Genomic DNA, 12,726 nt, shown 5'->3' on the forward strand with positions numbered 1-12,726 from the left:
CGGGACGGTTCGCCAGCCGCGATGGCATTCAATCACTTACCGGCAGGCGTGCACGACGCCTTGGGCCCATTGTCCGTCACGCCAGTGACACACTCGGTGCCGATGGCCAAGAATCATCGATCCGATCGACCCTCGACGGACACCGCTTCCCGCCCCGATCCGGGCACTGTCCTGGACCGGCTCGCCTCGGGGCCGAGCCGGGCTTCGCGCATCACTCATACGGAGCACTTGCCCCCGCGGGCGGGTCGCCATGCCGTATGGCCCGACCGGATCCGTCCCGAGGTCATCGCCGCGGTGCAGGCCGCGGGTGTCGAACACCCCTGGGCCCACCAGGCGCTGGCCGCCGAGCACGCCCTGGACGGCGACTCCGTGATCGTCGCCACCGGCACCGCCTCGGGAAAGTCCCTGGCGTACCTCACACCGGTCCTGACGGCCCTCCTGGACGGCTCCGAGGCTCCGAACGGCCGGGGGGCCACCGCGCTCTATCTGGCCCCCACAAAGGCCCTCGCAGCCGATCAGCGCCGTTCGGTGAAGGAACTTTCACAACCTTTGGGCAATGCGGTTCGCCCAGCCGTGTACGACGGCGATACTCCGTTCGAGGAACGCGAGTGGGTACGGCAGTACGCCAACTACGTCCTGACCAACCCCGACATGCTGCACCGCGGGATATTGCCCTCCCACCCCCGCTGGTCCTCCTTCCTCCGCGCCCTGAAGTACGTCGTCATCGACGAGGTCCACACCTACCGCGGCGTCTTCGGCTCCCACGTGGCCCAGGTACTGCGCAGACTGCGCCGCCTGTGCGCCCGCTACGGCTCCTCCCCCGTCTTCCTGCTGGCCTCCGCGACCGCCGCGGAGCCCTCGGTCGCCGCCCGTCGGCTGACCGGCCTCCCGGTCGTCGAGATCGCCGACGACGCCTCGCCCCGCGGCGAACTCGTGTTCGCTCTCTGGGAGCCCCCGCTCACCGAGTTGCACGGCGAGAAGGGAGCACCCGTTCGGCGTACCGCCACCGCCGAGACGGCCGACCTCCTCACCGACCTGACCCTCCAGGGCGTGCGCTCCGTCGCCTTCGTACGATCCCGCCGCGGCGCCGAACTGATCGCGGTGATCGCCCAGGAGCGCCTCGCCGAGATCGACCGCTCACTGGCCCGGCGCGTGGCCGCCTACCGCGGCGGCTACCTCCCCGAGGAACGCCGCGCCCTGGAGCGCGCCCTGCACTCCGGCGAACTCCTCGGCCTCGCCGCCACCACCGCCCTCGAACTCGGCATCGACGTCTCCGGCCTGGACGCCGTCGTCATCGCGGGCTACCCGGGCACCCGGGCCTCCCTGTGGCAGCAGGCGGGCCGCGCCGGCCGCTCGGGGCAAGGCGCACTCGCCGTCCTCGTCGCCCGCGACGACCCGCTGGACACCTTCCTCGTGCACCACCCCGAGGCCCTGTTCGACCAGCCGGTGGAATCCACTGTCCTCGACCCCGACAACCCGTACGTCCTCGCCCCGCACCTGTGCGCCGCCGCCTCCGAGATCCCCCTCACCGAAGAGGATCTGGAGCTCTTCGGCCCGGCCGCCGCGGATCTGCTGCCACAGCTGGAGGCCGCGAAGCTGCTGCGCCGGCGAACGACGGCGTGGCACTGGACCCGTCGCGAGCGGGCCGCCGACCTGACCGACATACGCGGCGAGGGCGGCAGTCCGGTACAGATCGTCGAGGCCGGGACCGGGCGGCTGCTCGGCACGGTCGACGCGGGCTCCGCGCACACCACGGTCCACGAGGGCGCGGTCCACCTCCACCAGGGCCGTACGTACCTGGTGAAGCACCTGGACCTGGAGGACTCCGTCGCCCTGGTCGAGGAGGCCAACCCGCCGTATTCGACGGTCGCCCGCGACACGACGTCCATCTCCGTCCTGGAAACGGACATCGAAGTCCCCTGGGGCGAGGGCCGGTTGTGCTACGGCTCCGTCGAAGTCACCAACCAGGTCGTCTCCTTCCTGCGTCGTCGTGTCATCACCGGTGAAGTACTGGGCGAGTCGAAACTCGACCTCCCTCCTCGTACGCTCCGCACGCGCGCCGTGTGGTGGACGGTCACCGAGGACCAGCTGGACGCGGCCCGGATCAGCCCGGAGATCCTCGGCGGCGCCCTGCACGCCGCCGAGCACGCGTCGATCGGCATGCTCCCGCTGTTCGCCACCTGCGACCGCTGGGACATCGGCGGCGTGTCCATCCCGCTGCACCCCGACACGCTCCTGCCCACGGTCTTCGTCTACGACGGCCACCCGGGCGGCGCGGGGTTCGCGGAGCGCGCCTTCCGCACCGCCCGCGCCTGGCTCACCGCCACCCGGCAGGCCATCGCGTCCTGCGAGTGCGAGGCCGGTTGCCCGTCCTGCATCCAGTCCCCCAAGTGCGGCAACGGGAACGAGCCGCTGCACAAACGGGGCGCTGTGCGACTGCTCACGGAGCTGCTGCGGGGAGCGCCGGAGGTCTAGGCGACGGTTCCTGTGGTCTCGCGGGACCGGCTCTGGACCTGACCTCCACGTCGAAAGGGCCGGCTCCCGACGCGGCCGTGACGTCCGAGATCTCGCCCTCCACGGCGCACCGCACCAGCCGGGCACGCTGGGCCCGCGCCACCCGGTCCGCCTGGGCGCAGGCCGCCGTGCCGCCGACCGCCCAGTGGTCCGCCGCGGCGAGCGCGGCCAGGTCGGCCGCCCCCGCCGCGCGGTGCCGGACCACGACCGCCTGTCCCATGGCCAGGACGGCCCCGAACACGACACACAGCACGGCGATCGCCCCGACGGTCCAGACGGTGGCCGATCCTCTGTCCGAACAACGGACCCGGTAGGTGTGCCATCTGTTCCGAGCGGCCGTCCACGCGACGTGACCGCGGCTCCAGACCCTCATCCCCTCACCACCCCCACCGTCTCCTCCCCCACCGTCTCCTCCGCCAGCGCCACGGCCTCGTCGCTGAGCTCCAGTGACAGTCCGTCCGGTCCCGGCGCGCTCGCCTTGACCGTGACCCGGACGAGGTCGCCCTCCCGGGTCACCGTGACCCTGGCGCCGCGCGGTGCCGCGCGGCGGGTCGTCGCCAGCACCGTGTCCGGCGGGTCCTGGCGGGCCGCCGCGCGGGCGCCCGCCCTGGCCGCGTCCACGCACTGGATCTGCGCCGACGCGGCGAGCAGGGCCCAGACCAGCGCCATTCCGACGAGCACCAGGGAGGGCAGCACCACGGCGGCCTCGGCGGTCACGAATCCCCGGTCCCGGTCCCGGCCTGGCGTCCCGCGTTCACGTCGGCGCATTGAGCGCCCGCCCCACGATGTCCTGCAACTCCGCGCCGACCTGGCCGCTTGTCACCACCTTGTAGAGCACCGCCGCGAAGGCCACCGCCGCGAGGACACCCACCGCGTACTCCGAGGTGACCATTCCCGCGTCCCTGCGCGCCGTCAGACCCAGCAGCCACGCCCGCATCCGTACGCCCACCGTCTTGCACATCTCAACCCCCGTAAGGTTCGAACCTGTTGATCGTCCGTCGTTCACCGCACGCCGCCGCCCGTCATCCGCCACCCCCTCCCAACACCCCGTCCGCCAGCCCGATCACCACGGGCAGGACACCCATCGCGAGGAACGCGGGAAGAAAGCACAGCCCCACGGGTGCGGTGACCATGACGGCCGCCCGGCGCGCCCGCGCCGTCGCGGTGCGGCCCCGCTCGGCGCGGGCCTCCATGGCGAGCCGCCCGACCGGCACGGCCGCCGGTACGCCCGACTCCCCCGCCCGTTCCAACAGCCGTGCCAGCGCCCCCGCGCCCGGAAGCGACGCCAACCTCCGCCATGCCTCGACCGGTTCGCCCCCGAGCCGCACCTCCGCCGCGCCCCGCGCGAGCCGCTCCCCCACCGGTCCGCCCAGGGCCTCGCCCACCGCCTGCGCCGCGACCACGGGGTCCGCCCCCGCCGCGATGCACGCCGCGACCAGGTCCGCCGCCAGGGGGAGTTGCCGGGCGGCCAGCGCCACGTCGTACTCCTCCACCGGCCCCGGTCTGCGTCGCTGCCGCCACCGCCAGGCCCCGAACCCGGCCAGCAGCCCCACCACAACCCCGGCAAGACCCCCGACCAGCACCCAGCCGGCGCACACCGAGCCCGCCACCGGCAGCCACCGCCGCACGACGTCCCGGACCGCGAAGTGCCGTCTCTCAGGCGTCCTCTCCAGCGCCAGCAGCTCGGTCAGCCTTCTGCGCGCCCGTCGCTCACTCCGCGCCGCACCGAGCGCTCGCGGCAGCCACCCCAGCGCCAGCGCCCCGCACACGAGCGCCCCCAGCCTGTGGACAACTTCCGTGCTCATGCCGCCTCCGCTCCCCTCACGATGCGCAGCGCCCACCACAGCCCCACGCTCTCCAGCACCCCACCGACCACCAGACAGCCCAGGCCCGGCCCGCTGTGCAGCAGCACGTGCAGCGGATCGGCGCCCAGCGCGGTACCGAGCAAAAGGCCCAGAACGGGCAGTCCCGCGAGCATCACCGCCGTAGATCGTGAGCCCGCCAATTGGGCACGCAGATCGGCCCGTTGGTCCCGCTCCGCGCACAGGGCCCCTTCCAGGCGGTCGAGTCCCGCCGCCAGGCCCGCACCCCGGTCCACCGCCACCCGCCAACACGCGGCGAGCCCCACCAGCCCGTCGGCCCCCGGCTGCCGTGCCGCGTCGGTGAGCGCGCCCGGCACGTCACCGCCGAACCGCGCCGCCGCCAGCACCACCGCCTGCGCCTCCCCGAGCCCACCCGAGTCGCGCGCGGCTCTCCGCAGTGCCTCGCCCGGCTGATGCCCGGCGCGCACCTCGCCGGCCAGCGCCCCGCACAGGGCGATCACCTCCTCACCCCGACGCTCCCCCGCGCGCCGCGCCTCCCCGGCCCGCCGTACTCGGCGGAGCAGCGGCATCCCGGCCGCCCCGAGGAACAGCGGCACCACGGACGCGCCCAGTACCGCGATCACCAGCCCGGCCACCATTGACCACCCCTCGGGACGCAGCCGCCCGCGCAGTCGCCGCCACTCCGCCCGGGCCCACTCCCACGCCGGCGGTCCGTTGGCCACCACCCCGCCGCCCGCGCACAGCAGCCGCGCCCTACGTGCCCCCACGTCCCAGCCACCCATCAACCAGGCCGCCGCCCCGGCACACGCCATGGCCGCTCCCACCGAGATGTCACCGGCCCCCGTCATCACAGCCCACTCCCCTCGGTCCCGTCCCGGAGCAGCCCCCGCAGCCGCTCCCACCCCCGCTCGTACGCGAACGCCTCCGCTCCCCACCGCAGCGCGGGCACCGTCACCACCAGCCCCGTCGCATCGCGCTCCAGGACATGCACCTCGGCGATCCGCCGCCGCCCGGCCCGGTCGCGTACGAGATGCAGGACCACGGACAGCGCCGCCGCCAACTGGCTGTGCAGCGCGGCTCTGTCGAGTCCTGCCGCGGTACCCAGGGCCTCCAGGCGGGCCGGTACCTGCGCCGCCGCATTCGCGTGCACCGTTCCGCAGCCGCCCTCGTGGCCGGTGTTGAGCGCCGCCAGGAGCGACACGACCTCCGGTCCGCGCACCTCGCCCACCACCAGCCGGTCAGGTCGCATGCGCAGGGCCTGACGAACCAGGTCCTGCAGCGCGACGAGTCCGACGCCTTCCTGGTTGGCGGGCCGCCCCTCCAGGCGAACCACATGGGGATGGTCGGGCCGCAGCTCCGCCGAGTCCTCGGCCAGCACGATCCGCTCCCCGGCACCGACCAGCCCCAGCAGCGCGCTCAGCAAGGTTGTCTTGCCGCTTCCGGTGCCGCCGCTGATCAGGAACGACAGCCGGGCGTCCAGCAGGGCTCTGAGTACCCGGTCCCCGCCCGGCGGGACTGTCCCCGCCGCCACCAACTCGTCGAGGGTGAACGCGCGCGGCCGTACGACCCGCAGCGACAGGCAGGTGGAGCCGACGGCCACCGGGGGCAGCACCGCGTGCAGGCGGGTGCCGTCCGGAAGCCGGGCGTCGACCCAGGGGCGGGCGTCGTCGAGCCTTCGCCCGGCCACGGCTGCGAGGCGCTGCGCGAGGCGTCGTACGGCCGCCGCGTCCGGAAAGGAGACGGTCGTCAGTTCCAGGCCACCGCCCCGGTCCACCCACACCCGGTCCGGCGCGGACACCAGGACGTCGGTCACCGACGGGTCGGCGAGCAGCGGCTCCAGCGGCCCACTGCCGACCAGCTCGGAGCGCAACCGCTCGGCGGCGCCGAGGACTTCGGCGTCTCCGAGCACTCGCCCCTGCTCGCGCAGGGCCTGTGCCACGCGCGCGGGAGTCGCTTCCGACCCGCTCTCGGCGAGCCACTGCCGTACGCCGTCCAGCAGTCCCGTGCCGGTCCCCGCGCCCGTGCCCGCCTCCCGGCTCATACGTCCCCGCCTTCCACCGGAACCCGCTGCCAGAAGGCCGTGCAGAACCGGGCGAGCGGCCCCCGCGCCGCTCCCCCAGGTGGCATGGCGGCGTCCAGCGGCGCGGACTCCGCCGGCACTTCGCCGACGAGTGGCAGTCCGAGCAGGCGGGCCACCTCACGGTCGTCGAGGCCCGGCGCGTAGGGGCCGCGGACCGCGACGCGCAGATCGCGCAGGACCATGCCGACCACGGACGCCACCCGTTTGGCCGCCGCGACCGCGCGCAGGTCGGCGGGGACGACCAGCAGTCCGAGGTCGAGCTGGGCGAGGGCTTCCGCGACTCCTTCGTCGACGCGGCGTGGCAGGTCGACGACCACGGTGCCGCCGCGCCGTCTGGCGGCGGCCAGCACCGCGCGGACGGCCTGCGCCGGGATGGTGACGGAGTCGCCGCGGTCCCACGTTCTTTCCGCAAAAGTCGTGTCCCTCGCAGGTCACGTCTCTTTGGGCAACGGGCGAAGCCTGAGCCCGTGTCGCGCTCGCTCGGCGCGCTATGTCGCTTGCCAAAGCTCGCCGGGAGCATATCGGGTGACAGAAGTCACAGCAATCTAGAGACCGCGCCGCCTGTTCCAGCCGAGGTACGACGGGACCTCTGCCCTGACGGTCCGCTGCAGGAACCGAAAGTCCCAGTCAACGACCGCCTCCTACAGGCATCCCGGAGCCCCGCTGTCCCTGTTCGACCACGACGAGGGCTGGTCGGCGTCTGCGCTTGCCGATATCAGCGACCTGACCCTGGAGACACGAACTGGCTACGGCTTTCCAACGCCTTGAGGATTATCTAGGGGACAGAGCTTCTTTCCGCAGCTCAGGCCACTGATCACCTTTTCAGGCACATGAGGCAAGTGGTCCAGGAAGTGTTTCGTCAGGTGTTGTTGCCGGACTACTCGGCGTCGTCCGCTTTGAAGATGTGTGAGTGCGTCTTCTGCAAGACCACGTACGTCCACTCCATGGTGCGGTTCACCAGGGCTTGCAGCTCGGCCGAGAGCGTCTCCAGATCGGCCACGGCGAGCGGCCTCGTGCGGAATCTGTTCTTCGGCTTGCGGTTCATCGCCAGCAGGTCGCCGTTCACCTCACCCCACGCCCCGTGTAGGTAGGTGTTCCGGCTCTCCAGATGGGGCCCTGCATCCTTGATGATCTTACCGAGCTCGGCGAGCTCCTCTGGGGTGATCTCGGTCCGCTGGGCGGCGATGTCCTTAACCGCCGGCAGCAACCTGCCCGCCGTCTTGGACGCGAGCGCGTCACGATCCCTGTCAGCCATGGCGAGCATCTCGCCAGCGAAGCGCATCACCATCTCCAGGGACGCGGCCTGGTAAACCATGCGCCCGAGGGCGGCCTCGATGTCCGTCGTATCGCGCGGCGCGCTCTGCTCAGCCGTCATGGACACACACTCTCACCCAACTCGGGGTGGTCTTAACAGTCGCGCACCGGCCCGGGACGGTGCGCCACGACCGTTAACACCACCCGGTTCCGGCAACGAGGTAGCGGGCAACCGCATGGATCGACTCGAATACTGTCGTGACGAGGGAGACACCCCGGGCAGGGGCACGCAGCACGCAGTTACAACGCATCGCATGGCGAAGGGCGCATCCAAGGTTTCCTCGGGCGAGGGCGCCGCTGGGAACACGGCAGCCAGGGCAGCGCAGCAGGGCAGCCGAGCGTCTTCGAGTCACGAGAAACACGGCCGCCCCTGCTCGTCCCAACGAGGACCAGCAAGCGAACACCGGTTCAGTCGGCCACCGTGGGCGATTGTGGGCGATTGTGGAACGTGGCGTCAGCACGCTGGCCACGGCGGCGACGCTCTTCGTGGCGCTCTTCGCCTGGGTCTCGATCCAACAAGTCCAGGAGGAGCAGAGCATCACCCGCGAGGGGCAGATCACCGACCGGTACAACGCAGCCGTCGACAACCTCGGTAACGCCTCTCTCGACGTGCGCCTGGGGGGTATCTACGCGCTGCAACGCATCATGCAGGACTCTTCACGTGACCAGCCGACGGTGATCAGTGTGCTATCGGCCTACATACGCGCCCACGCCACCCAGCCCAAAAGGCCGGTAGCGGAACCCGAGCCGCCCCCCAGAGACGTTGGGGCAGCACTCACGGTCCTCGGCAAAAGAGACGTCTCCCATGACGGGGCTGGATTCGTGGACCTGGCCGGCGCGTACTTGCCAGGTGCGGATCTACACGGCGCGGACCTGCACGGCGCGGACCTGAGCTACGCGGACCTGAGCGGAGCAAAACTGGTCGACGCAAAACTGCAGGGCGTGGACCTAGCCTTCACGAACCTCGTCAGCGCGGAACTGACCCGCGCGAACATGACCAAGGCGAAGCTCAGCTACGCGATCCTGGTCGACGCGGAACTGACTGGTGCAAACCTGACCAAGGCGAAGCTGAACAGCGACCCGGACTCTACGGACCTACATGGCTCGCACCTGAGCGGCGCAAATCTGAGCGGCGCGAAGCTGAGCCACGCGGACCTGTACGACACAATCCTGACCCACGTGAACCTGACCGGCGCGGACCTGAGCTACGCGAACCTGAGCCGCGCGGACCTGAGACACACGGACCTGGCCAAGGCGAACTTGAGCCACGCGAACCTGACCGGCGCGAAGCGACACTGAGGGATGTATCCGCACTCGACGGCCGGGCGTTTCCCGCCGGTCTTGCCACCCCAACTCCGGTACCACCTGCCCGCCGTCGGTGAAGTAGGCCAGGCGTGACACGTCACCTGTCGAGGCGGCTCTCGGCTACCTCGCGCAGACAGGTGAGGGCCCCAGCAACTCGAGGCCCCTGGGCACAGCGCGGCCGCGATGCCCTCGGCGTTGCGCGGCGAGGAACTGCCCCGTCCCGTCGACTGAGCAGCAATCCCCTCACCGCCCACGACCGAGAGGCCTTGGAGAACCCGACCTCGCGCCGGAACTCCACCACGCCCAAGCAACGAAATCCCCCCGCCCACGTCGCGCACGTCCTGGCAGGGCCCGGAGGGCAATGGCCCAAGAGCTGGCGGCGGAGGAGCGACCCCGGAGCGGGCGGTCAGCCGGAATGCGGCAAGCGGCGGTGGCGACCGGAGGCCGCCCTTTTCACGAAGGCGCGAAGACGTACTTTTCAGGGCGTATTGGGCACCGGGGGGTGCGGGTATTGGGTAAGCAGCCACCATGGCCTGCATGAACCTCTCGGGTATCGCGGCCCTCCTTGCCCTCGTCGGCATCCCGGCGAGTGTGCTGATAGCTCGCTGGCAGATGCGCACCACCCTGAAGCAGGCAGAAGTGGCCCATCGCACTGCTTTAGAGGCCGCGGAGGCGAGTCGTCGGAGTGCCCTGGAGTTGGCGGAAGCGAACCATCGCAACGCCTTGGAAGCCGCACGCGACAACGTCGAGGCCGAGCGCATGCGGTGGGAAGTGGAGGCGCGACGCGCTGCGTACAGTCTCTTCCAGAGTACGTTGTCTCGGTTTCGCCGCGCCCTCTTCTCCGCCAACTTTGACTCCGATGAGGTGCGTCGGGCCTTCGACGAGATGCATGACGGCATTCATGAGGTCGATGAAGTGGGGCCTCGAGAGGTAGCCGCCATTGCGGGGACCATCTTCGGCCGGTGCAGAGGGCTCCTGATGGAGGTGAGTTTTCATCGCTTGCCCTCCCTGGAGGAGCGCATCGAGGCGTGGCAAACAGAGGTGAAGCCCCTACGCACCGAACTGGACGAGGCCATTCAGGGCGTGATCACGGGCCCCTGGCATCACCGGGAAATTTCGGATTAAATGGCGTAATTCAATGCAGCCCGGTGATACCTACGATGGCGACCAAACCCGCCGCACCGGAGGGTAGTTGCTCGCCCCTAGCCTCTCAGAGGTAGAACGGCGACCTTGTTGCCGGATGCCTTCTCGGCGCGCAGGCGCTCGATCTCAAGATATTGAGCGGCGATTCGGGACAGTGCCAACTGTTGGAACTCCTTGAGTTCAGCGATCTCGGTGTTCTGGTCCTCCAGGCGTTCTTCGAGTTTGGTGTTTTTGTCCTTGAGTCGTTGGATCTGCGCGGCTCTGGGGTCGACGACGGTCCCGGCGTCCTGGAGCAATTTGAGGCGCCGTTCGAACTCTTCGGCCAGGTGTTGGTAGGGGCCGGGGCGGGCAGTGCCATCGCGGTTCTTCTTCGGGTAGAACGCCGTGCGGGTCACTCCCGCCTCGGCCGCCAGGGTGCTGAGATCGCACTTGCCGCCGGGCGGCAGTTCGCCTCGCAGCAACCGGTCCATCGCGGTCCGGATCGCTTCTTCTTTCCGGCTCCGGGTCTCTTCGCTGATGCGCCCCATGTCACGCCACCTTTCCGCTCGCGGCGTCGATCTCGGACAGAACTCGCAGGTCGCGGTCCAAGTCGGCTTGCAGGCGGGCCTTCTCCGTCGGCTGGCCGCGTCCGATGCTGCCGATGAAGACCCTCTTGTTCTCCGCGCTGTCGGCCCAGACCGGGCGGTGGCTCAGATGATGGGTGGCCTGCGGGCAGCGCACGGAGTCACACATGCCCGCCAGCGGCTTGTCCGCCCCCGGCGTCCCCGCGAGGATCAAGCACAGGGCCTTGGACGGATCGATGAACCAGCAGTAGTTGGCGATGCCCAGGTGCAGTGTCTTCGCCCGCTTGGAAAGCAGGTTGATGACTTCCTGATCCCCGGGCTTGATCCCCGGCCCGGATGCCTCCATTCTCTGCAGCTCCTCGTCGACGGAAGCGAAGAATTCGATCAGGTCCCGTGCCCCGAAGCCGGTCGGCATGATCCCCTTCTGAGAGTCGCGGAAGGCCGCCAGCGTCAGGTTCTGGTTGCGGACCTGCTCTTCCGCGGCGACGTCGGCCAGGAACTCGGCCTGTGTACCGCCGGGTCGTGCCGCGTAGCCCTCGGTGGTCACCACGGTCACGTGCTTGAGGTGGATCTTCGCGGCCAGCAGCCCGCCGGGACGGTGTGCGAGTTCCATCGCCAGGGTGCGACGGGTGATCTGCAGGTTGATCGGGTCGTCCGGAATCGGTGCCAATCCCAGCCTTTGCCCCTCGGGGCCGTTGACCCAAGCTCGCAGGCTCGCGCACCGACCGATGAAGGTGAATCGGCCGAACGCATATGGGGACGTGTCCTGAGGATCTTTCAGCCCGACTGCCAGTTGGACTGCGCTGTGGGCCTGGAGGACGGTGACCCACTCGTCCCAGACTCCGCCGAGCTCTTGCCCCTTGATCAGTTTGGTCCGCAGCCGGTAGCGCATCCGGCCGGATCCCAGGTCCTGCGCCGGCACGCAGGCGTCGACCGGCATCTCCATCAACTCGCTCGCCCGCATACCTGTCAACAGAGCGGCCACGACGATGCAGGCCGTCCGCACCCGCTCCACCAGGTAGTTCACCTCCTGGTTGTCCTCCAACCCTTCGGTCCACGGCACCTCGCCACCACCGTCTGCGCGCGGCACCACTGGCGCATCCCGCCCCCATCGGGCTCTCACGCCGACGGCGGCCACTGCTTGCTCCATCAACGGACGCAGGGCGGGAATCCAGCGGTGGGGAAACGTCTCCTTGCCTGCCTTCCGGGCCAGGGCGTTCATGCTCACTGAAAGCAGCGGGTCGTCTTCGGACCATCCGTCGCGCAAGCGCCTGGCCATCTCGGTGTATTCGAGTGCCTCCAGCGGAACGCCCTCCGTGATGTGGGCACGGATCGCCGTACTGAGACGGGGCTGCCATGTATCGCTGCTGGTCCAGCGAGCGGGTTCCTCCTCCCGCCGGGCCGTGCGAGCCATGTCCAAGACGTGCGGGCCGAGGTTTTCGATGATGTAGAGGGCGGCGGCCAGCCACGGCTGCAGGGCCTCATGCCGCAGCGGCTGGGTCACGTTCGCCCCGCGGGTCTTGCAGCCGGCCACTTCGAAGGGGTTGCGGCCCGGCCACGGAACGAACCCGTCGGTCAACCGGTCGGCGCTGAACAACTCGCTGTAGAAGGCGGGCTCCTGCATGGCCTGCACTGCGGCCAGCCGCGTTGCTGGGGCAGCAGGCCGAAGGACCTTGCCATTTCGGTCCCGCAGATCACTGCGGTGCAGGTAGTGGGCGTGACAGTGCTGCTGTGTGACTTCGCTCAGCGACGTAACTCCGTACTCCGTAAGCCAGTTGAACCACTGGGTGAGGTTCTTGAGTCGAGTCAGACAGGTCTTGATCGCGATGGGATAGCGGAAGGCTTGCGGCAGTTCGCGTACGGCTTCGTGCCCCGGAGCCAGGCGCGCGAGGATGAACTCCTCGGCCACGACTCGCCAGCGCGGATTCCGGATCCTGGAGAAGTCCAGCGTGCGTTCGCTCGGCCGCAGGCTGACGGGGAGACC

At 70.1% G+C, this 12,726-nt stretch carries 12 protein-coding genes and 1 pseudogene; 3 read left to right on the forward strand and 10 right to left on the reverse strand.

The window, feature by feature from the left end; all coding sequences use genetic code 11:
• The first annotated feature begins 21 nt into the window (after positions 1-21).
• Positions 22-2,475, forward strand: a complete 2,454-nt coding sequence (locus tag ACZ7M3_RS45430; RefSeq protein WP_472071735.1) for a DEAD/DEAH box helicase — start codon at positions 22-24, stop codon at positions 2,473-2,475.
• On the opposite strand, the gene ACZ7M3_RS45435 is transcribed toward ACZ7M3_RS45430, so the two are convergent.
• The 8 genes and pseudogenes from ACZ7M3_RS45435 to ACZ7M3_RS45470 all read right to left on the reverse strand — a co-directional run bounded on the left by ACZ7M3_RS45435 (position 2,441) and on the right by ACZ7M3_RS45470 (position 7,792).
• Positions 2,441-2,887, reverse strand: coding sequence for an Rv3654c family TadE-like protein (locus ACZ7M3_RS45435; RefSeq protein ID WP_472071737.1), 447 nt, complete (start codon positions 2,885-2,887; stop codon positions 2,441-2,443). The genes ACZ7M3_RS45430 and ACZ7M3_RS45435 overlap by 35 nt on opposite strands.
• Positions 2,884-3,282: a TadE family type IV pilus minor pilin gene (locus ACZ7M3_RS45440; protein ID WP_472071739.1), complete on the reverse strand. Its 399-nt coding sequence runs from the start codon at positions 3,280-3,282 to the stop codon at positions 2,884-2,886. Before ACZ7M3_RS45440 ends, ACZ7M3_RS45435 begins: the two co-directional genes overlap by 4 nt.
• Positions 3,269-3,475 (reverse strand): DUF4244 domain-containing protein, encoded by a 207-nt coding sequence (locus ACZ7M3_RS45445; protein WP_472071741.1) that lies wholly within the window; start codon positions 3,473-3,475, stop codon positions 3,269-3,271. Before ACZ7M3_RS45445 ends, ACZ7M3_RS45440 begins: the two co-directional genes overlap by 14 nt.
• Before the next feature lie 61 nt (positions 3,476-3,536).
• On the reverse strand, positions 3,537-4,319 hold the full coding sequence (locus tag ACZ7M3_RS45450) for a type II secretion system F family protein (protein WP_472071743.1): 783 nt from the start codon (positions 4,317-4,319) through the stop codon (positions 3,537-3,539).
• Positions 4,316-5,185: a type II secretion system F family protein gene (locus ACZ7M3_RS45455; protein ID WP_472071745.1), complete on the reverse strand. Its 870-nt coding sequence runs from the start codon at positions 5,183-5,185 to the stop codon at positions 4,316-4,318. The genes ACZ7M3_RS45450 and ACZ7M3_RS45455 overlap by 4 nt, the downstream gene beginning before the upstream one ends.
• The gene (locus ACZ7M3_RS45460) at positions 5,185-6,378 is read right to left on the reverse strand and encodes a TadA family conjugal transfer-associated ATPase (RefSeq protein ID WP_472071747.1); all 1,194 of its coding nucleotides are present in this window, start codon (positions 6,376-6,378) and stop codon (positions 5,185-5,187) included. Before ACZ7M3_RS45460 ends, ACZ7M3_RS45455 begins: the two co-directional genes overlap by 1 nt.
• Positions 6,375-6,818: pseudogene (locus ACZ7M3_RS45465) on the reverse strand (CpaE-like family protein); the annotation flags it as partial. The pseudogene ACZ7M3_RS45465 and the gene ACZ7M3_RS45460, both read right to left, overlap by 4 nt.
• A gap of 476 nt (positions 6,819-7,294) precedes the next feature.
• Positions 7,295-7,792, reverse strand: coding sequence for a hypothetical protein (locus ACZ7M3_RS45470; protein ID WP_403458178.1), 498 nt, complete (start codon positions 7,790-7,792; stop codon positions 7,295-7,297).
• A 380-nt stretch (positions 7,793-8,172) separates the two neighbouring features.
• Between ACZ7M3_RS45470 and ACZ7M3_RS45475 the strand changes: the two genes are divergently transcribed.
• Positions 8,173-9,030, forward strand: a complete 858-nt coding sequence (locus ACZ7M3_RS45475) for a pentapeptide repeat-containing protein (protein WP_472071749.1) — start codon at positions 8,173-8,175, stop codon at positions 9,028-9,030.
• 543 nt (positions 9,031-9,573) lie between these two features.
• Complete coding sequence (locus ACZ7M3_RS45480) at positions 9,574-10,161, forward strand: hypothetical protein (RefSeq protein ID WP_472071751.1); 588 nt, start codon at positions 9,574-9,576, stop codon at positions 10,159-10,161.
• Positions 10,162-10,238: 77 nt separating this feature from the next.
• On the opposite strand, the gene ACZ7M3_RS45485 is transcribed toward ACZ7M3_RS45480, so the two are convergent.
• Together ACZ7M3_RS45485 and ACZ7M3_RS45490 are read right to left on the reverse strand one after the other, a co-directional pair.
• Positions 10,239-10,706 carry a hypothetical protein gene (locus tag ACZ7M3_RS45485; protein WP_355580344.1) on the reverse strand — a complete coding sequence of 156 codons (468 nt, stop codon included), beginning with the start codon at positions 10,704-10,706 and terminating at the stop codon, positions 10,239-10,241.
• 1 nt (position 10,707) lies between these two features.
• Positions 10,708-12,651, reverse strand: coding sequence for a site-specific integrase (locus ACZ7M3_RS45490; RefSeq protein WP_472071753.1), 1,944 nt, complete (start codon positions 12,649-12,651; stop codon positions 10,708-10,710).
• Between the last annotated feature and the right edge of the window lie 75 nt (positions 12,652-12,726).

The sequence above is a fragment of the Streptomyces sp. NPDC111656 genome, assembly GCF_055656965.1.

Bases quoted from the DNA above. Each gene is read 5' to 3' on its own strand.
- ACZ7M3_RS45430 (WP_472071735.1), top strand. From the start codon at position 22: ATGGCATTCAATCACTTACCGGCAGGCGTGCACGACGCCTTGGGCCCA.
- ACZ7M3_RS45435 (WP_472071737.1), bottom strand. From the start codon at position 2,887: ATGAGGGTCTGGAGCCGCGGTCACGTCGCGTGGACGGCCGCTCGGAAC.
- ACZ7M3_RS45440 (WP_472071739.1), bottom strand. From the start codon at position 3,282: ATGCGCCGACGTGAACGCGGGACGCCAGGCCGGGACCGGGACCGGGGA.
- ACZ7M3_RS45445 (WP_472071741.1), bottom strand. From the start codon at position 3,475: ATGTGCAAGACGGTGGGCGTACGGATGCGGGCGTGGCTGCTGGGTCTG.
- ACZ7M3_RS45450 (WP_472071743.1), bottom strand. From the start codon at position 4,319: ATGAGCACGGAAGTTGTCCACAGGCTGGGGGCGCTCGTGTGCGGGGCG.
- ACZ7M3_RS45455 (WP_472071745.1), bottom strand. From the start codon at position 5,185: ATGACGGGGGCCGGTGACATCTCGGTGGGAGCGGCCATGGCGTGTGCC.
- ACZ7M3_RS45460 (WP_472071747.1), bottom strand. From the start codon at position 6,378: ATGAGCCGGGAGGCGGGCACGGGCGCGGGGACCGGCACGGGACTGCTG.
- ACZ7M3_RS45470 (WP_403458178.1), bottom strand. From the start codon at position 7,792: ATGACGGCTGAGCAGAGCGCGCCGCGCGATACGACGGACATCGAGGCC.
- ACZ7M3_RS45480 (WP_472071751.1), top strand. From the start codon at position 9,574: ATGAACCTCTCGGGTATCGCGGCCCTCCTTGCCCTCGTCGGCATCCCG.
- ACZ7M3_RS45485 (WP_355580344.1), bottom strand. From the start codon at position 10,706: ATGGGGCGCATCAGCGAAGAGACCCGGAGCCGGAAAGAAGAAGCGATC.